The 18,759-nt window shown below is 70.5% G+C and carries 11 protein-coding genes and 1 pseudogene; 5 read left to right on the top strand and 7 right to left on the bottom strand.

All coding sequences use genetic code 11. The features are described 5' to 3' along the window. Both AC3EUV_RS21735 and AC3EUV_RS21730 read right to left on the bottom strand, forming a co-directional pair. Positions 1-512 (bottom strand): DinB family protein (locus tag AC3EUV_RS21735; protein ID WP_435603648.1); only part of this gene is annotated, 512 nt, incomplete at its 3' end. Between the two features lie 12 nt (positions 513-524). Continuing rightward, positions 525-1,382 carry a maleylpyruvate isomerase family mycothiol-dependent enzyme gene (locus AC3EUV_RS21730; protein ID WP_432143689.1) on the bottom strand — a complete coding sequence of 286 codons (858 nt, stop codon included), beginning with the start codon at positions 1,380-1,382 and terminating at the stop codon, positions 525-527. A gap of 407 nt (positions 1,383-1,789) precedes the next feature. Here AC3EUV_RS21730 and AC3EUV_RS21725 point away from each other — a divergent pair, with 407 nt between their 5' ends. Beyond that, on the top strand, positions 1,790-2,233 hold the full coding sequence (locus tag AC3EUV_RS21725; protein WP_432143690.1) for a hypothetical protein: 444 nt from the start codon (positions 1,790-1,792) through the stop codon (positions 2,231-2,233). A 112-nt stretch (positions 2,234-2,345) separates the two neighbouring features. On the opposite strand, the gene AC3EUV_RS21720 is transcribed toward AC3EUV_RS21725, so the two are convergent. Next, positions 2,346-2,765, bottom strand: a complete 420-nt coding sequence (locus AC3EUV_RS21720) for a hypothetical protein (RefSeq protein WP_432143691.1) — start codon at positions 2,763-2,765, stop codon at positions 2,346-2,348. Between the two features lie 470 nt (positions 2,766-3,235). On the opposite strand from AC3EUV_RS21720, the gene AC3EUV_RS21715 reads away from it, so the two are divergent. Then, a complete protein-coding gene (locus AC3EUV_RS21715) occupies positions 3,236-4,789 on the top strand; it encodes an AbgT family transporter (RefSeq protein ID WP_432143692.1) in 1,554 nt (517 codons plus the stop codon). 48 nt (positions 4,790-4,837) lie between these two features. Then, positions 4,838-6,298 carry an amidase family protein gene (locus AC3EUV_RS21710; protein WP_435603643.1) on the top strand — a complete coding sequence of 487 codons (1,461 nt, stop codon included), beginning with the start codon at positions 4,838-4,840 and terminating at the stop codon, positions 6,296-6,298. On the opposite strand, the gene AC3EUV_RS21705 is transcribed toward AC3EUV_RS21710, so the two are convergent. Beyond that, positions 6,288-7,340 (bottom strand): Lrp/AsnC family transcriptional regulator, encoded by a 1,053-nt coding sequence (locus AC3EUV_RS21705; protein WP_432143694.1) that lies wholly within the window; start codon positions 7,338-7,340, stop codon positions 6,288-6,290. The two genes, AC3EUV_RS21710 and AC3EUV_RS21705, sit on opposite strands and share 11 nt — an antisense overlap. Positions 7,341-7,680: 340 nt before the next feature. Between AC3EUV_RS21705 and AC3EUV_RS21700 the strand changes: the two genes are divergently transcribed. After that, on the top strand, positions 7,681-9,336 hold the full coding sequence (locus tag AC3EUV_RS21700; protein ID WP_435603642.1) for a flavin monoamine oxidase family protein: 1,656 nt from the start codon (positions 7,681-7,683) through the stop codon (positions 9,334-9,336). Between the two features lie 72 nt (positions 9,337-9,408). Here the strand turns inward: AC3EUV_RS21700 and AC3EUV_RS21695 are convergent, their stop codons facing one another. Together AC3EUV_RS21695 and AC3EUV_RS21690 are read right to left on the bottom strand one after the other, a co-directional pair. Next, complete coding sequence (locus tag AC3EUV_RS21695) at positions 9,409-10,170, bottom strand: thioesterase II family protein (RefSeq protein ID WP_432143696.1); 762 nt, start codon at positions 10,168-10,170, stop codon at positions 9,409-9,411. Positions 10,171-10,433: 263 nt separating this feature from the next. Further along, positions 10,434-11,183 (bottom strand): DUF3159 domain-containing protein, encoded by a 750-nt coding sequence (locus AC3EUV_RS21690; protein WP_432143697.1) that lies wholly within the window; start codon positions 11,181-11,183, stop codon positions 10,434-10,436. A gap of 585 nt (positions 11,184-11,768) precedes the next feature. Here AC3EUV_RS21690 and AC3EUV_RS21685 point away from each other — a divergent pair. Next, complete coding sequence (locus tag AC3EUV_RS21685; protein ID WP_432143698.1) at positions 11,769-13,058, top strand: cytochrome P450; 1,290 nt, start codon at positions 11,769-11,771, stop codon at positions 13,056-13,058. 79 nt (positions 13,059-13,137) lie between these two features. Here the strand turns inward: AC3EUV_RS21685 and AC3EUV_RS21680 are convergent. Then, positions 13,138-18,726: pseudogene (locus tag AC3EUV_RS21680) on the bottom strand (type I polyketide synthase); the annotation flags it as partial. Positions 18,727-18,759 lie beyond the last annotated feature (33 nt).

Here is an 18,759-nt window from a genome sequence, read left to right as displayed (position 1 = left end):
TAGTAGCCCTTCGCCCCGTCGAGCAGTTCCCGCACGATGTCCGCGTGTCCCGCGTGCCGTCCGGTCTCCTCGACGAGGTGGATGAGCATCCAGCGGAGGTCAGGGTTGCCGGAGCCGTCGTCGGGGTGGCGTCCGACGTCGTCCAGGGAGGCCGTGGACACGATCTCATTGCTGCGGGCGCACTGGGCCTCGTACTGCATGAGCAGCTGCTTCAGCGGGACGCCGTCGGTGCGCCAGTCGGCGTCCTTGTCCGTCTCGTCGAAGTACGGGTTCTGCGTCTTGTCGCCGCCGAGGAACACCACCTCCAGCCAGGTGTGCTCGACCCACCGCATATGGCTGATAAGCCCGGCCATCGTCATCGCCGGCGAGGTCGGGATGACGGAGCGGTGCGCGTCCGCCTCGCTGAGGCCCTCGCACTTCCATCGCAGGATCTGCCGCTGGAGATCCAGCCAGCCGATGAGTGCGGTGCGCTCGTCCGGCACGGCACCGGGGCGATGAGGCGCTGGGCCGATCGCGAGGCGGCTTCAGTAGACGATCGACACGATCTGGCAGATCGCTTCCGCCAGTTGGTGGTCGCCGTCAATGCGGGCACGAGCCAGGGCGGTGTCCGGTTGGATGCCGCGAGTGCACAGCCGCCACGCGGTCTCCGCATCCAAGTGCACCACCGCAGCGGGACGTTCGGTATCCGGCTCGGCGAGGGACCAGCCGTCCCCGGTGGCCGTCACCGTCCAGACGCCTCCGGCCGAGCCGTCGATCCGTACCTGGACCTGTGTGCCGACCGGCGTGGTGACCTCGCGCAGGGTGTGGGGCAAGGCCCGCATGAACGTGTCCAGGACCACCGACAGGAACCGCGGATCGGGGTCGGTGTCCTTGCTGATGGCGTGGCGGATCTGCTGGCGGTGAGTCCAGAACTCGGTGAAGTCGCGGGCGCTGTCCAGCCACATGGGTGCCGGATCGACCCCGGCCCAGGACACCCCCAGCGACGGGGAGTCGGGATCGGTGGCCTGGAAGAAGAGGGCGACCTGCCCGCCGATCAGGTCGAGGGTGTCGGTGAGCGCGGCGGGACTCACCCGGCGGTAGGCATCGACCCATTCCTGGTTATTGCGGTGGATGAACGCCTCCAGTGACTCGCCCGGCTCGAAGCCGGGGCCGTCCTGGTGGCCGTCGCGGTCCCGTGCAAGACGGCCGTAAAAGTCGCCCAGGATGTGTGCGGCGAGATCGCCCACGGTCCAGCCCGGCACCGCCTCCTTGCCCCAGTCAGCAGACGCCATGCCACGCAGCGTGGCCATCAGCGCGGCCTGCTCAGGGGCGAACAGAGATCGGGCGTCAATCGGGGTACCGAGCCAGGAAGGACCGGGCACGTCCTTGAGCTGGGAGTTCATGGCTCAAGCCTGCCAATGGAATGCCCTGATGACTATCGAATATCCCCTTTCGGCTCGATCGTGCCGCGCTCCGGACTCACCCCGGCACGGCACTGTCGGACCGTGATTCATCAGACACGCCCAAGTCCGGTCCACGCGCGCAGCGGGAGGGTCATCACCTCTCCACGCCCCGGCAGCTGATCGATGACTGTCGCTTTCGGACGGTCCGGTCAAGGTCCCTGGCCAGGCACACGCATCTCGCCACAACCCTTAGAGCAGGGGCGGGGATCCATTACGGGGCAGCCCCGGCAAGACCCTGACAGGGGTGGGAGTGGGCTTCGTCCGGGTGGACGAGGAACGGGCGATGGGTGGGCCGGATCCTGGAGACGGCCGTCGGGAGGGCGGTGCAAGAGAGCGGAAGGGATGTCATGAGCACCCGTAAGTCGCGCCCCGCCGGGGTTTTCGAGGAGAGGCTGAGCAGGCCACGCTTACGGCGGGCGTTCCGTAGTGCCAGGCTGCTCGTCGGCTGCTATGTCGGCCTCAGTGCGCTGACGCTCCTCGCCATCATCCTGCTGCGCAACCACCCTGGCCTGGTGACCGATGCTGCCTGGGTCCGCGCGACCATCGTCGTGGTCACTTCGCTGCTCATGGCCTCTTTCGTCGCTCGGGCGGCCGGCGGCCACCGTCGCTCTTACCTCAGACTGCGGTGGGCCTCCGGCATCATGGTGGTGGCCATTGCGGTCATCATCGCGGTGCCCGGCGCTTTTCCGCTGTGGCTGAAGATGGAGCAGGGGGTGTGCGGGCTTCTGCTGGCCGGGGTCTTCGTGATTGTGCATGGCAAGCAGGTGCGCGCTGCGTTCGCCGAAAGGTAGGGCGGGGGCGCGCGCGGGGGCGTGTGGCTGCGGGCGCGCCGTGGCTTCGCCGCTGCCGGGGGGACGGATCTGCGCGGACGAGGTCGGTCCGCACAGTTCCGTCGGCGGGAGGTCAGTCGAGATCCTCCGAGTAGTCGGTCGTGAAGCAGCCGTCGATTTCGCCGTCGTCCGCCGAATTGCCGGCAGGGGCCTTGAAGCCCGGGGTGCAGTTGAGGAACAGCAGCCCGGCGTCGAGGAATTGGCGGCGCTGGTTGTCGCTGCTCGGGTCGACGGCGAAGTCGTCGCCGATCATGAGGTCGTCCTGTTCGTCCTCGTCCCCCTTGACGGCGGTCTGGAACGCTTCCATGTCCTCGACGGTGAGGAAGTCGACGTCACCGCCGCCGCCCGCCGGGTCCTCGCACTCGCCGCCGCCGTTGATGCCCGTCATCCCCATGGCTTCCACCCGCTGCACCTCGGGAGGCGAGGCGATGTCGACGCTCTCGCAGTGCAGCGTCGACTGGAGAAATTCCCCGGCATCCTGGGGCGAGCCCACGGAGGGCAGGCCGCAAGCGGAAACCGACGCCAAGGCGCAGACGGTTCCGACAGTGGCAAGTATTCGGTGGAAACGCATGACGTCCCTTTGCAGTTGTGGCTTTGAGCCGAGCGCGCGACCACCGGCTACGGCGGGCAGCACCTCGGCTGCGAAGGAGAAGAAAGCCCTCGGCTCTCTCCCCCGCTCCCCCGCCGTGATCAGTTGACCGGGACATGGTAAGCGGAAGCCCAGGTCAAGGACGCACCGTCGCTCGATCGGCTGGCTGCCGGGGGTGTGGGAGGTGCGGGAGAGCGGGCCGTCGGCCGTAACCGTCAAGCGGGCGCCGGGACTTCCATGACCGATAGCCGTTTTTCTGCAATTCCGAGCCCTCGATAGACATTCCCCTCCACCTCTCCCCAGCTTTGCGCCGCCCGCTCGATAGTGGCCCGCACGCACACCGCTGGCACGCTCCGGGAAGAGAGGCAGCAGTAATGAAGGCACTGGAACGGGATCCGATTCCGCTGGACGGGCTGTTGGGGCGAGTGGAGCGATTGGTGAATCGGCTGCCCAATCCGTTTGTGCTCTTTGCCGGGATCTTCGGGCTGGTGGCTGTGGTGTCGACGGTGGTTGCCGCCTTCGATGTGGCGGTTCAGGTGCCGGGGGAGGAAAGCCCGACTCCGGTGCTCGGGGCGCTGACGCCGGAGGGGCTCAGTCATCTTCTCGGCACGGCCATCGACTCCTTCATGGCCTTTCCCGCGCTCGGGCCGGTGCTGGTCATCGCCATGGGCATAGGGGTCGCGCAGGGCACCGGGGCCTTGGAATGTCTGATGCGGATCGCGTTCCTGCGGGTGTCGCGGCGTTGGGTTCCCTATCTGGTGGCCCTCGTCGCCTGCCAGGGGCATGTATTGGCGGATTCGGCCTACGTCCTGCTGCCGTCGTTGGCCGCGATCGTCTTCAAGGCGGTGGGGCGGAACCCGGTGGCGGGGCTGCTCGGTGCCTTTGTGTGCGTGGGGAGTGGCTATGACGGCGGGATTCTGCTCGGCACGCTCGATGTGACCACGACCGGTATCACGAGGAGCGCGGCCGATCTGCTGCCGGGTATCGACGGCTATCACGTCCATATCGCCATGAACTGGTTCTTCACCGCAACGACCGGACTCCTGCTGCCGCTGGTCGGCGGTTTCCTCATCGACCGGGTCCTCGAACCCCGGCTGGCGCCCTGGAATCCGCGGCACGACCCGGCGCGTTCCGGTGCGGAGGACGGGGCGGCCGAGGCCCTGGCGACGCCGGTGCAGCGCCGGGCGCTGCTGATCAGTGGTGGGGTGACGGTGACGGCCGCCGCGGCGATGGTCACCGCGTGGCTGCTGCCGGGCAGCCCGCTGCGCGGTGAGGACGGGGTACTGGCACCCTCCCCCTTCGTCGACAGCCTCGCCCTTGTGCTGTCCGGGCTGTTCTTCCTCTTCGGCATCGTCTACGCCCGCTGCGGTGGGGTGGGCAAGGAGGCGCGTGCCGTCTACCCGCATCTCGTCGGCGCGGTAAGGGACATGTCCGGGTTCGTGGTGCTCGTCTTCGCGATCGCGCAGACCGTCAATCTGCTGACGTGGAGCAACTTGGGCAAGCTGTTCGCCATTGGCCTCGCGGACGGTGCGAAGTCCGTCGGGCTCGGCGGATTCGGGATTCTGCTCGCGGTTGTCCTGGTGACCTCGCTGCTGAATCTGCTGATCACCTCGGGCTCCGCCCTGTGGTCGATCCTGGGCACCGTCATGGTGCCGGCCGGGATGCTGCTGGGCCTGTCGCCCGCCGCCGTGCACGCGGCGTTCCGGATCGGCGATTCCGTGACCGGGGCGATCACGCCGATGCAGGTCTTCTTGTACTTCGCGCTGGTCTCGGCGCAGAAGTACCAGCCCGAGCTGAGACTCGGCACGGTCATCTCCCGGCTGGTGCCGTTCGCCCTGTCCTTCGCGGCGGTCTGGACCGTGATCCTCACCGGGTTCTACTTCCTCGGCCTACCGCTGGGCCCCGGTGCCCCCATCCACCTGCCGTAAGCACATCCCCCGGCAACCGAGAAAACGAGACAAGGACTGCTGATCTTTGTGACCGAAAACGACCTCCTGTGGCTGCCGGCCCGGGAACTGGTGGAGCTCCAGCGGCGCCGTGAGGTGTCGGCGCGCGAGATCCTCGATGCGCACCTCGCGCAGATCGACGCGGTGAACCCGAAGGTCAACGCGATCATCACGCTCGCCGAGGACCGCGCCCGGGAGCTCGCCGCCCGCGCCGATGCCACCGCCGCACGGGGCGAACTGCTGGGTCCGCTGCACGGCCTCCCGGTCGCGCACAAGGACCTCGCCCCTACCAAGGGCATCCGGACGACCTACGGTTCTCCGCTCTACGCCGACCATGTGCCGGACCATGACGCGCTGGTCGTGGAGCAGTTGGTGCACGCGGGTGCCGTCACGGTGGGCAAGACGAATGTGCCCGAGTTCGGTGCGGGCATCCAGAGCACCAACGAGCTGTTCGGGCCCACCCGCAACCCGTACGACCTGAGTCTGACGGCCGGTGGCAGCAGCGGGGGTGCGGCGGCCGCCGTCGCGACGGGCATGGTGGCGCTCGCCGACGGCGGCGACACCGGCGGCTCGCTGCGCAACCCGGCGGCCTTCTGCAATGTGGTGGGGCTGCGGCCCTCGGTGGGCTCGGTTCCGATGTGGCCGGCCAACGATCCGTTCGCGCCGCTGAGCATCCAGGGCCCGATCGGCCGCACCGTCGACGATGTCGCGCTCCAGATGGCGGTGCTGACCCGGGCCGATCCGAGGTCTCCCTGGGGCCTGGGCGATCCGTCCCGGTTCCATGCCGGTCTGGAGGGCGACTTCTCGGACGTACCGGTGGCGTGGAGTCCGGACCTGGGCGGTCAGCTGGCGGTCGACGACGCGGTACGCACCGCGATGGGCCCGGTGCCCGGGGCGCTGGCCGGGATCTCCGGGAAGGTCGGCGTCGCGGCCCCGGACATGACCGGCGCCGACGAGGCGTTCCGCACATTGCGCGGCTGGTACCGGGCGCTCAACTACGGTGACCGGTACGCCGCGAACCCGGAGGCGTTCGGCGTCAGAGTGCGCCAGGACATCGAGAACGGGCTGGCGACGACCTCGGCCGGTCTGATGCGCGCGCACCAGCTGCGCGGGCTGCTCTTCCAGCGGTTCGTGGCATTCACCCGCGAGTACCGCTATCTGGTGACGGTCACGACCCAGGTGCTGCCGTGGAGCGCGGATCAGCTGTGGCCGGAGCGCATCGGGCACACCAGGAGCGAGAACTATCTCGACTGCATGCGCTCCATGTACTGGTTCACGGTGCTCGGTGTGCCCGCCCTGTCGGTGCCGGCCGGCTTCACGGCGGACGGGCTGCCGGTGGGGGTGCAGATCGTCGGGCGCAGCGGCGACGACCTCGGCGTGCTGCGGCTGGCCCGGCAGATCGAGCGGACGCTGGGTGCGGGGCTGCGGCGGCCGGCCGTCGCGCTCCCGGCCACCGGCGGCAGTACGGACGGCGCCCGCGTCACCCGCTGAGGCCGCTCGGCCGCCAGATGTCGAGGGGGACGACGCCACGGCTTCGTCCCCACACATCCAGCAGATGGCCGCACAGCTTGTCCTGGCGCAGCACCACGGAGCGGTCCGCGATCTCCGCGTAGGGCAGCGCCCGGCGCAGCTGCACCGCCCAGTCGTGGAGCGCGTCCACCGAGTGCAGGGTGACGGTGACCAGCAGGTTGTTCACGCCGGACAGCGCCGCGCAGCTGCGGGTCTCCGGGAAGGCGCCGAGCGTACGGCCGGCCTCCTCCAGCCGCTCGTCCGGGACGTTGAGCCACAGCAGGGCGCCGGTCGGCCAGCCCGCGAGGGGCCGGGCGATATCGCAGCGCAGCAGCAGGTCGCGGTTGCCCAGCAGCCGGTTCAGCCGGCGCTGCACGGTCCGGGGTGTGACACCCAGCTCCGCGGCGATATCGATATAGCGGCGCCGGCCGTCTTTGCTCAGCGCGACGATCAGTTCGCGCTCCCAGGTGCTGTACGCCGTGGCCTCGGCGCCCTGCGGTTCCGGCCGGGTGTGGAGCAGCGTCCGCTCCTGGCGCTGGTTGAGCACGCCCAGGCGCCACTGTGATCCGGTGCGGAAGTTGCGGGTCACCAGGTGGGAGCGGACCCGGACGACGCCCTCCTGCTGGGGCAGGCTCGTGAGGAGGTAGTCGGACATCGAGGCGAAGTCCGGGGTGAAGGCGATCGCGAACAGGTCGTAGGTGCCGGCGACATGCTGGAGGGTGAGCAGGTGGGGCCGGCGGGACAGCTCGGCCGACACCTGAGCGGCGCTGCCCGGCTCGCAGTGGATTTCGACGAAGGCCCGGCACGTCCGGTAGAGGAGGCCGGGGCCCAGCGCGGGGGTGACCCAGGCCAGGCCCTTGCTGCTGAGGCGCTCCCATCGGCGGGCGAGTGTCACCGCGTCCTGGCCGAGTACCTTTCCCAGCTCGCTCCAGGTCGCACGGGGCGCGGTCTGGAGGGCGTTGGCCAGCAGCAGATCGTCCTCGTCCAGGTGTTGCGGACGCGGCGCCTCGGTTTCGCTGCTCACCCGGCGAGTCTATAGAGGGGGCGACTTCGCTCTCCAGGATGCCGCCCATATGGCCGCCGGACCGTAATGCCGGCGGCGGGCAAAATACGCTCCGGACGCGGGGCGCAGATACCCCTGAATCGCCTTCAGGGGGTACGCGCGGGTCCGTGGGGCCGGGTTTGCGAAGCCGGGGTCGGTAGGGGTTGCCGCACGTTATGCGCGGAAATTAGGTTCCCACCGGGGAATACCGGTGGCCCACGGGGAACTTCGTACGGCGCGTGCCGGCTCTCCGCTTTGCGGGAACGCCGACCCGAGTGGTATCGGGATCCGCTCCGACCGCGACCGATCGAGAGGTTGCCTCATGACCTTGGCCAGTTCGGAACGAGTGACCATGTTCGTGCCGGATTTCCCTTTCGCCTATGACGACTGGCTGCGACATCCGGCCGGGCTCGGCACCGTCCCCCGGCACCGGCACGGCACTCCGGTGGCGGTGATCGGCGGCGGGATGTCCGGAATGACCGCGGCCTATGAGCTGATGCGGCTCGGGCTGCGGCCGGTGGTGTACGAGGCCGAGCAGCTGGGCGGGCGGATGCGCTCGGTGCCGTTCCCGGAATTTCCCGCGTTACAGGCCGAGATGGGCGCGATGCGCTTTCCGCTGTCGGCGACCACACTGTTCCATTACATCGACGCACTCGGGCTGCGTACGTCGCCGTTCCCCAATCCGCTGGCGTCCTGCACCCCTGCCACTCTGGTGCATCTGGAGGGACGCACACACCGGGCGCGGTCGGCGGCCGATCTGCCCTCGGAGTTCCAGGAAGTGGCCGATGCCTGGGCCAAGGCGTTGCAGGACCGCGCCGAACTCTCCAGCTTGCAGGACGCGATCCGCCGCCGCGATATACCCGTACTGAAGGCGATTTGGAATCAGCTGGTCAAGGAGTACGACGACCAGTCCTTCTACGGATTTCTCGCCACCAGTCCGGCTTTCGCGTCCTTCCGGCACCGGGAGATCTTCGGTCAGGTCGGTTTCGGTACGGGTGGCTGGGACACGGACTTCCCGAATTCCATCATCGAGATCCTCCGTGTCGTGTGCACCGCGGCGGACGACGACCAGATGACGATCGAGGGCGGCGCCCAGCAAGTGCCCCGTGGGCTGTGGGCACTTCGGCCCGACCGGCTCGCGCACTGGCCGGCCGGCACCTCGCTGGCCGGTCTGCACGGGGGCGCTCCGCGGCCCGCGGCCGTGGGCATCCGGCGCGATGCCGAGGGCTATACGGTGACCGACGCCGACGGGCGCCGGGACCGGTATCCGGCCGTGGTGTTCAGCCCGCACGTCTGGGCCCTGCTCAATCATGTGGACAGCGATCCGGAGCTGCTCCCGGCCGCCCTGTGGAGCGCCGTCGAGCGCACCCACTACATGGGTTCCTCCAAGGTGTTCGTGCTGACGGACCGGCCGTTCTGGCTGGACACCGATCCGGACACCGGCCGGATGGCGATGGGTATGACCCTCACGGACCGGATGCCGCGCAGTGTCTACCTCTTCGACTCGGGCCCGGACCGGCCGGGGGTGATGTGCCTGTCCTACACCTGGAACGATGACTCGCTGAAGTTCGCCACCTTGTCGGCGGAGCAGCGGCTGGAGCTGCTGCTGACCAAACTGGGTGAGATCTATCCCGGGGTGGACATCCGCTCGCACCTCATCAGCGCACCACTGGCGATCACCTGGGAGACCGAGCCGCGGTTCATGGGTGCCTTCAAGGCCAACCTGCCGGGTCACTATCGCTACCAGCGCCGCCTGTTCAGCCACTTCATGCAGCACGAGCTCGATCCGCGGCATCGCGGCTTCTTCCTGTGCGGGGACGACATCTCCTGGACCGGCGGGTTCGCCGAGGGCGCGGTGACCACGGCGCTGAACGCGGTCTGGGGCGTGGTCAACCACCTCGGCGGCAGCACGGCTCCGGAGAACCCCGGTCCCGGCGATGTCTTCCACGAGATCGCGCCGGTCCGGCTCCCGGAGTGAACGTGCGGGAATTTCGGGCCGCGTGACGAGGGCCTGCACCAGGCGGTGCAGGCCCTCGTCGGCTCTCCGCGGTCAGACGGTGCCGGAAGTCGCCGACACCGCCTGGGAGATGGCGGCGATGATGCGGGGCGCCTGGGCGTTCAGGTAGAAGTGCCCGCCGGGGTAGGTCTGCAACTCGAAGCGCCCCATGGTGTGATCGACCCAGGAGCGGGCTTCGTCGATGCTCACCTTCGGGTCGCTTTCCCCGATCATGGCGTAGACGGGGCAGTTGAGCGGCGGCCCCGGCTGATAGCGGTAGGTCTCCGCGGCCCGGTAGTCGCTGCGGATCGCGGGCAGCACCGCGCGGAGCATCTCGTCGTCGTCCAGCGTCTGGGACTCGGTGCCGTTGAGCGCCTTGATCTCCCGGACCAGTGCGGCGTCGTCGTACCGATGCGCCGTCTCCTCGCGGTGCCGGGACGGTGCCCGGCGGCCGGAGGCGAACAGCGCCTGGAGGGTGATGTCGCGCTGTTCGAGACGGAGTGCCACCTCGAAGGCGAGGGTGGCTCCCATGCTGTGTCCGAAGATGGCCAGCGGGCGGTCGGTCCAGGGCAGCAGCCGCTCGGTCACCTCGTCGGCGAGGTCCGCGATGTTGTCCAGGCAGGGCTCGGTCCGGCGGTCCTGACGGCCGGGGTACTGCACCGCCAGCACATCGATCGCCGGGGCGAGCGCCCGGGACACCGGGAAATAGAAGCTGGCCGAGCCGCCGGCGTGGGGCAGGCAGACCAGCCTGGTCGCCGCCTCCGGCGCGGGATGGAACCGTCGGATCCACAGATCCTCATCGGCGTGCGCGTTCACGTGTGCGTCCCCTCAGATTTCCGTACGGGTGAAACCCCTCGCTCGACAGTGCTTGCCGGCCGTGCCGTCGGCAACCCCTAACCCTCCGCGGACGCCCCTACGGTATGGGCGCGGAAACCACGATTTCCGGTCCGCAACAACGGACCGGAAATCGTGACGGTGTCATACCCCTGGCAGCGACGTTCGCGAACCGTCACCGACACGGGGGAGGGGCATTCACCGGAGGGTCGCCTCGCCCACCGTTTTGCATGGGCTCGGCGTCGCTATTCTCCGCGGCTTCTGGCGGTCTCCCTATCCGCCGGGCCGCTCTCCTCGGATTCCGCCTGCTGCTTGGGATCCTTGTAATTCGGGTCGTGAAGTTTGCGCCGCCCGTCCACCTTACGGACCGCCCAAATACTGGTCATGACGGCGAAGAAGGTCAGCGGCCAACCCATGACGAGCCGGGCGATGCCGAGCCAGGTGGTCTCGTCCATGTTGTAGAGCCAGCGCTCCACCGCGAACCGGGAGAAGCTCAGGAACGACCAGAGCAGCGTCGCCAGGTCGTAGTAGAACAGCGACTTGCGGTCCTTGCGCCAGAACGTGCCCTGGAGGTTGGCCGCCGACCAGACCTGGCCGATCAGGGGCCGGCGCACCAGGACGGACAGCAGCAGAATGCTCCCAATGCCAACGGTGATCCAGTTGCCCAGCAGGTAGTAGCCCTTGGCCTCGCCGACGAACACGGCGACGCCGGAGGTGATGAGGACGGTGCCGAGCCCGACGAACGCGGCGGCCAGCTTCTCCTTGCGCAGCAGCTGGAAGATGCCCACCAGGACCGCGGTGCCGATGGAGGCCCAGATGGCCGGCCACATGCTGGTCAGCGCGTTGACCACGATGTAGGTGATGACCGGCAGGATGGTCAGGATCGTGCCGTAGACCCCGCCGATGTACTCCCAGGCGTAGGCCAGCTGGTCCTGGAAGTTCTCCGGGACCTTCTTCGGCTCGTCCTTGGCACCCTCTTCCGGTGCGTCGGTCACGGACGAGGAATGCGACTCGGCCGAGTGGTTCACGTCTCCCCCAGGTGAGAGTTGCGGGCCTTGGCTCGGTGGCGCGTATGCGGCCTGGTCACATCGGTGTCGTGCACGGTTCGTTCTCCCCACGAGGCTCTTCAACGTGCTCCATGGTGGCCGGAGACGGCCCCTCGGACATCCCAGCTAGGTCCCAAGAAAAGGTGGAGGTAGCTCTACCCCCCGTCCGTCCGACGGGCCGCCGGAGATGCCCGGGGCGGCCGCTTCGCCCAGCGTCGGGGCACGGCCGCGTACGCATGGACGATTCACCGCATAGCGCCGGACCGTTCCACCCGGGCCCGGCGAGTTGAGCAGGCGTTTTACGCTGCGCGGCGGGCAATTTTGCAATTATTCATCCGTCGCCGAATTGGCGCCCGATTTGAGTAATGCGAGGGCATTTCTTCGACCGCTCTTCGCTGCGCCGCAGGACGGCTTGCGGGCAATAGGGAACGCCTTCATAAATGCCTGGCAAAAACTTTGGGATCTTGACTCCGCTACCTGTCGCCCATAAGTTCCTGGCCTGTCGCTTGGCAATTACCTTGAGGGGAGCATTCCATGACGGAGATTGACAGCAACGGGTCGGTGCGGGAATTGCGCTTCCCTATGGCCCGGCGCTGCCCCTTCGCCCCGCCACCGGAGTACGAAAGGCTGCGCGCGGACTCCCCGCTGGTGCGGGTACAGCTGCCGCACGGCGGTACCGCGTGGGTGGTGACCCGGCATGCCGAGGCCCAGCAGCTGCTGACCGATCCCCGGGTCAGCTCGGATGCGAACCGGCCGGGCTTCCCCAGCGTCCGGCCGCCCCAGGAGCCGCCGGCCGACGAGGGCACGGACGGCGCGGAACCGCTCACCGACGAGCAGCTCACCGAGCTGGCGGAGGTCGCCCAGTTCCACGAGGGCCAGTTCATCAACCTGGATCCGCCCCGGCACAGTCACTACCGGCGCATGCTGATCTCCGAGTTCGGCGCGCGGCGGATGAACGAGCTGCGGCCGGAGGTCCAGCGCATCACTGACCGGCTGGTCGATGACATGCTGGCGAAGGGCTCCCCGGCGGACCTCGTGGAGGATCTGGGGCTGCCGCTCTCCTCGCTGGTCATCTGCCGGTTACTGGGCGTCCCGTACGAGGATCACGAGTACTTCCAGTCCGCGACCAGGACCCTGGTCCAGCTGGACGCCGAGCCCGAGCAGCTCAAGGCGGCGATGGAGGGGCTCATCGACTTCCTCGACGAGCTGGTCAAGGCGGCCGTGCGGGAACCGGGCGACAACCTCATCGGCCGGTTGATCAACGAACAGATCGGCAGCGGTGAGCTGACCCGGGCGGCGCTGGTGGGCATGGCGTTCCTGCTGCTGACCGCCGGACACGAGGCGACCGCGAACATGCTTCCGCTGGGCATGCTGACCCTGCTGGAGCATCCGCGGCAGCTGGCCGAACTCCGCGAGGACCCCGCGCTGCTGCCCGGTGCCGTCGATGAGCTGCTGCGGTTTCACTCGGTGTCGGACTGGGCGGCCTTCGACCGGGTCGCCATTGAGGACATCGAGATCGGCGGCCGGAAAATCATGGCCGGTGAGGGCATTTTCGTGCTGAGCGCGTCGGCCAACCGTGACGAGCGGGCTTTCGCACACCCGGATACGTTCGACATCCACCGCAAGGCCCGGCACCACATCGCCTTCGGATACGGGGTGCACCAGTGCATCGGGCAGAATCTGGCCCGCGCCGAGCTGGAGATCGGTCTGGGCACCCTGCTGCGGCGGATTCCCTCGCTGCGGCTCGACAAGCCGATGGATGAACTGCCGTTCAAATACCAGAACTTCGTCTTCGGACTGCACGCGATGCCGGTCCGCTGGTAGCCGCTCCCCCGGCGGATCGCCGCCCCGAGCCACCGGCCCCCTGAGGGCCGGGGCCGGTGATCCGCCGGGGGCCCGGTCGTTATCTGCCGGCCTCCAATTCGCTGTCGAGGATGTCGAAGAGTTCCTCGGCGGTGGCGGCCCCCAGGGCGGGCTCCTCCGGCCGCTCTTCAGGGCGATGCGTTTCGGTCCATGTGGTGAGCAGTCCGCGCAGCCGGGCCGCGACACCGGCGTACTCCTCGTCGTCCGGGGCGACGGCCGCGAGCTCCGCCTCCAGCCGGCGGATTCCGGCGAACACCGAGGCGGTCCGGTCCGCTTCGCTCTCGATGAGACGGCCGGCCAAGTGCTCCGCGACCGCCTCGGGCGTGGGGTGGTCGAAGACCAGCGTGGCGGACAGCGTCACCCCGGTGGCGGCGGTCAGCCGGTTGCGCAGTTCGACCGCGGCGAGTGAATCCAGGCCGAGTTCGAGGAAGCCCCGTCCGCCGGCCACCGCATCCGGGCGGTCGTAGCCGAGGACCTCGGCGACCTGCGCGCGGACCAGGTCCCGCAGGGTGCGCCGCTGCTCGTCGGCGGAGAGCGCCGCCAGCCGGGTGGCCAGGGATTCCGCGGCCGGAGCCGGTGCCTGGGCGTCGGCGGCAGGCCGGGAGGGCGCCCGGACCACCCCGGCCAGCAGCGCGGGGACGCCGCCGGGGCGGGACCGCAGCACGGCCTGGTCGATCCGCAGCGGGACCAGAGTGGTCTCCGCGGTGGCGAGCGCGGCGTCGAACAATGCCAGGCCCTCGGCCGGGGCGAGCGGCGGGAAACCGGACCGGGTGGCCCGGCGCAGACCGGCCTCGCCGAGCCGGCCGGCCATCCCGTCGGCCTCGTCCCACAGCGTCCAGGCCAGCGCGGTCGCCGGGCGGCCGGTGGCCCGACGGTGCCGGGCCAGCGCTTCGAGGAACAGGTTGGCGGCCGCGTAGTTCGCCTGCCCCGCCCCGTCGAGCAAGGTGGCGGTGGAGGAGAACAGCACGAACCGGGTGAGTTCCAGGTCCGCGGTCAGTTCGTGCAGCAGCCAGGCCGCGTCCGCCTTGGGCCGGAAGACGCCGTCGAAGCGCTGTGGGGTCAGCGAGGTGAGTACCCCGTCGTCGAGCACCCCGGCGGCGTGCACCACGGCGCGCAGCGGGTGCGCGGCGGGGACCGCGGCGAGCAGCCCGGCCAGCGCCGTACGGTCGGAGACATCGCAGGCGGCCACGGTCACGGTGGCGCCGAGCGCGGTCAGCTCGGTGCGCAGGTCCGCCGCGGCCGGTGCGTCCAGTCCGCGGCGGCTGACCAGCAGCAGGTGCCGGACCCCGTGCGCGCTGACGAGGTGCCGGGCGATGAGCGCGCCGAGCCCGCCGGTGCCGCCGGTGATCAGCACGGTGCCGTCCGGGTCCCAGTCCGCACCGGTGTCCGGTGGGGTGACCCGCGCCAGCCGCGGCACGCACAACTGGCCGTCCTTCAGCGTCAGTTGGGGCTCATGGGCGGCCAGCGCACCGGCCACGGCCGGGCCGGAGGCCGTCCAGGAGTCCACGTCGAGCACCGTGATCCGGTCCGGGTGCTCGGCCTGCGCGGAGCGCACCAGGCCCCAGACCACCGAGGCGGCGAAGTCGTCGCCCTCGGTCACCAGGGCGAGCCGGGAGCCGGCGAACCGCTCGTCGGTGAGCCAGGACCGCAGCAGCGCGAGGACACGGTGGGCGGTGCGGCGGGCGGCCTCGGGTGGCGCGCCCTCGGCGGGAGCGCAGGGCACCACCAGGAGGTCCGGGACGTCCATGGCGGAGAGCTCGGTGTGACAGCGCGGGCGGACCCCGGCGGATCGCAGCGCCCGGCCGAGGGGGCCGTCGCCGTCGCCCAGGAGCGCCCAGTCGCCGGCGGGTGTGCCCGGGGTGGCCACCGTGGTCCAGTCCGGGCGGAACAGCGACTGCGCCACCACGCCCTTCCGGGCCGCCGCGGTCTGTTCGGCGGCGACCGGCCGGGAGACCAGGGAGCGCACCGAGGCAACCGGGGCGCCGGTGGGGTCGGCGAGGTCCAGGGCGACCGCGTGGTCCCCCGCGGCGGACAGCCGCACCCGCAGCGCCCGCGCACCGACGGCCCGCAGGGTCACCCCGGACCAGGCGAACGGCACCCAGGGCCGTCCGTCCCGTGGCAGGAACTCCCCCAGGTCCAGGGCGTGCAGGGCCGCGTCGAGGAGCGCCGGGGACAGCGCGAAGTCCGCGCTGTCGGCCGCCTCGGGCAGGGTGACCTCGGCGAACACCTCCGTGCCACGGCGCCAGGCGGCGCGCAGGCCCTGGAACTCCGGCCCGTAGTCGTAACCGCGCCGCACCATCCCGTCATACAGCCCGCCGAGATCGACCGGTGTGGCCCCTTCCGGCGGCCAGACGCGCAGGTCGGGGCCGTCGTGGTCCGGGGTGGTGGCGGTGAGCCGGCCGGTGGCGTGCCGGGTCCAGGGCACCTCGGCCGGATCGTCCTCGGCACGGGAGGACACCAGGACCCCGCGGTCGCCGTGTTCGTCCGGCGCGGCCAGCTCGACCTGGAGCCGTACCGCACCGGTTTCCGGCAGCACCAGCGGGCTTTCCAGGGTGAGTTCGGCCAGGACGGGGCAGTCCGCGCGGTCGCCGGCGTGCAGGGCGAGGTCGACGAAGGCGGTGCCCGGCAGGAGGACGGCGCCGTTGATGACGTGGTCGGCCAGCCAGGGGTGGGAGCGCAGCGAGAGACGGCCGGTGTAGCAGCGGGTGTCGTCCTGTGCGGACCCGATCACGGCGCCGAGCAGCGGATGGCCGGCCTCGGCCTGGCCGAGTGCGGCCGCGTCCAGCTCCTGGTCCCCGGTGTCCAGCCAGAACCGCCGCCGCTGGAAGGCATAGGTGGGCAGGTCCACCGGGTGGCCGGAACCGCCGTGGAACGCGGCCCAGTTCACTTCCGCGCCGTGCGCCCAGGCTCCGGCCAGGGCGCCGGTGACCTCGCGGGTCTCAGCGCGGTCGCGGCGGAGGGTGGGCAGGAACACGGGCCGGTCCTCGCCGGGCACACAGTCCGGTGCCATCGCGGACAGCACCGCGTCCGGCCCCACTTCCAGGAAGGTGCGGACCCCGTTGTCGGCCAGTGCGCGGATTCCGTCGGCGAAGCGGACGGCGCCGCGGACGTGGTCCACCCAGTAGTCCGGTGCGCAGAGCTCCTCGCCGGTGGCGATCCGGCCGGTGAGGTTGGAGACCACCGGAATCTTCGGTGGCTTGTAGGACATCACCCGGGTCACCCAGTGGAAGCTGTCCAGCATCGGCTGCATCCGCGGGGAGTGGAAGGCGTGGCTCACCCGCAGGCGCTGGGTCTTGTGGCCGCGCGCGGCGAGGGTGGCGGCGATCTCGGTGACGGCGTCCTCGTCGCCGGAGAGCACCACCGAGGCGGGCCCGTTGACCGCGGCGAGGCCCACCCGCCCCTCGAATCGGCCGAGTTCGGCGGTGACCTCCTCCTCGGTGGCCCGTACGGACACCATCGCGCCGCCGGCCGGGAGTTCCTGCATCAGCCGGCCACGGGCGGCGACCAGGGCGGCCGCGTCGGGCAGCGACCACACCCCTGACACATACGCGGCGGTGACCTCGCCGAGGGAGTGGCCCAGCAGGAAGTCCGGCCGCAGCCCCCAGGACTCCAGCAGCCGGAACAGCGCGGCCTCCAGGGCGAACAGCGCCGACTGGGCGTACACCGTCTCGTTCAGCAGGGCGGCCTCGGGGCTCTCCGGCTCCGCCCACACCACGGCGCGCAGCGGGCCGGGGAGATGGACGTCCAGCTCGGCACAGATCTCGTCCCAGGCACGGGCGAACACCGGGTGGGCGGCGTACAGTTCGCGGCCCATGCCGAGCCGCTGGGCGCCCTGGCCGGTGAACAGCACGGCGACCGCGCCGGGCTCCGACTGTCCTTGGCGGACCCCCGACCCCGGCGTGCCGGCGGCCAGGGCGTCCAGTTGGTGGGTGAGTTCCGCGTGGTCGGCGGCGACCAGCACCGCACGGTGTTCCAGCTGTGCCCGGGTGGTGCCCAGCGCGCGGCCGACATCGGCGAGGGCCGGCTCGGGGTGCTCGTCGAGGAAGGACTTCAGCCGGGCGGCCTGTGCCCGCAGGGCGTCGGGAGTGCGCGCGGAGACCGGCAGCGCGAGGACCGGGGGGTGTGCGGTGGCGGGCGGCGGTGCGGGGGCGGGCGGGGCCTGTTCCAGGATGACGTGTGCGTTGGTGCCGCTGAAGCCGAACGAGGAGATGCCGGCCCGGCGCGGCCGGTCCGTGCGCGGCCAGGGCCGGGCCTCGGTGAGCAGGGCGGCCGTGCCCTGCGCCCAGTCGACATGCGGGGTGGGCTCGGTGACATGCAGGGTGCGCGGCAGCAGTTCCTGCCGCATCGCCATGATCATTTTGATGATTCCGGCGGCACCGGCGGCGGCCTGGGTGTGGCCCAGGTTGGATTTGACCGAGCCCAGCCACAGCGGTTCGGTGCGTCCGGTGCCATAGGCGGCGATCAAGGACTGGGCCTCGATCGGGTCGCCGAGTTTGGTGCCGGTGCCGTGCGCCTCCACCGCGTCGACCTGGTGCGGTTCCAGTCCGGCGGCGTCCAGGGCCTGGCGGATCACCCGCTGCTGGGAGGGGCCGTTGGGCGCCGTGAGGCCGTTGGAGGCGCCGTCGGAGTTGACCGCCGAGCCGCGGACCAGGGCGAGTACGGGATGCCCGGCGCGGCGGGCATCGGAGAGCCGCTCCACGACCAGTACGCCGACGCCCTCGGACCAGCCGGTGCCGTCCGCGTCGGCCGAGAAGGGCTTGCACCGGCCGTCCGGGGCGAGGCCGCGCTGCCGGGAGAAGGACAGGAAGGTGCCGGGCGCGGCCATGACGGCCACCCCGCCGGCCAGGGCCACCGAGCACTCGCCCTGCCGCAGTGCCTGGCAGGCCAGATGCAGCGCGACCAGGGAACCCGAACAGGCGGTGTCCACCGTCATCGTGGGGCCTTCCAGGCCCAGGGCGTAGGCGACCCGGCCGGCGATGACGCTGGTGGTGTTGCCGGTGGAGAGATAGCCCTCCAGTCCGCCGGCCCGGGTCAGCCGGGGCCCGTACTCCTGCGGCTCGGCACCGAGGAAGACCCCGGCGCGGCTGCCGCGCAGCGCGGTCGGGTCGATTCCGGCCCGCTCCAGCGCCTCCCACGAGGTTTCCAGGACGAGCCGCTGCTGCGGGTCCATCGCCTGCGCCTCACGCGGGCCGATCCCGAAGAACTCCGCGTCGAACTCCGCCGCGTCGTGCAGGAATCCGCCGCGGCGGACGTACGTCCTGCCCGGGGCGTCCGGGTCCGGGTCGTACAGGGTCTCCGGATCCCAGCCGCGGTCCTCGGGCAGCCCGGCGACGACCTCGCCGCCCTCGGCGACCAGCCGCCACAGCTGTTCGGGGCCGCCGATCCCGCCGGGGTAGCGGCAGCCGATCCCTACGATGGCGATCGGGTCCGCGTCGTCGGCCCCAGCCGTCTGCCCTGTGCGCGCGGCGGTGGCTTCCGCGCCGTCCCCGCCGTCCGCGCCGTCCGCACCGTCCGCACCGAACAGTCCGATGCGCAGCTGCCGGGCCAGCCGTACCGGGGTCGGATAGTCGAAGGCCACGGTGACCGGGAGCGGCAGTCCGGTCACCGTCACCAGCCGGACATGCAGATCGGCCGCGGTGAGCGAGTCGAATCCGAGGTCGGT

This window comes from Streptomyces sp. bgisy130 (assembly GCF_057708345.1).
Note: the sequence above shows the minus strand (reverse complement) of the source record. Positions and strands in the feature narration are given on the sequence as shown.